The organism is Myxococcus vastator (genome assembly GCF_010894475.1).
GTDB lineage: Bacteria > Myxococcota > Myxococcia > Myxococcales > Myxococcaceae > Myxococcus > Myxococcus vastator.
Genome location: NZ_JAAIYB010000980.1, coordinates 1 through 416 on the forward strand (window position 1 = coordinate 1; position 416 = coordinate 416).

Annotated in this window: 1 protein-coding gene; it reads right to left on the bottom strand. The window is 66.8% G+C overall.

Annotation, left to right across the window (positions count from 1 at the left end):
- Nucleotides 1-416: FtsW/RodA/SpoVE family cell cycle protein (locus G4D87_RS38665; protein WP_163787694.1), on the bottom strand; the 416-nt coding region annotated here is incomplete at both ends.

Consider the following 416-nt stretch of genomic DNA (forward strand, 5'->3'; position numbering starts at 1 on the left):
GAGTGCGAGAGCCGGTAGCCCTTGCCGAGCGAGTGCGCCTCGCTGAACGGGTCGCGGTAGGCGAAGATCCGCTCGCGGCGCCACGGGCTGCCCATCACCATGACGGCGAAGGCGAACACCAGCACGGCCGCGATCAGGAAGAACATGCGCGCGTTCACGCCGCCCAGGAACAGGATGCCCATGGCGATGATGGCGATCACCATGAAAGCGCCCATGTCGGGCTCGGCCAGCAGCAGCACGCCGACCACCGCCACGGCCACGCCCATCGGCAGCACGGCGCGGAAGAAGCGCTCCTTCACTTCCATCTTGCGCACCATGTAGTCGGCCGCGTAGATCACCACCGCGAATTTCGCGAGTTCGGAGGGCTGGAAGTTCATGATGCCCAGCGACAGCCAGCGGCGCGCGCCGTTCACCAC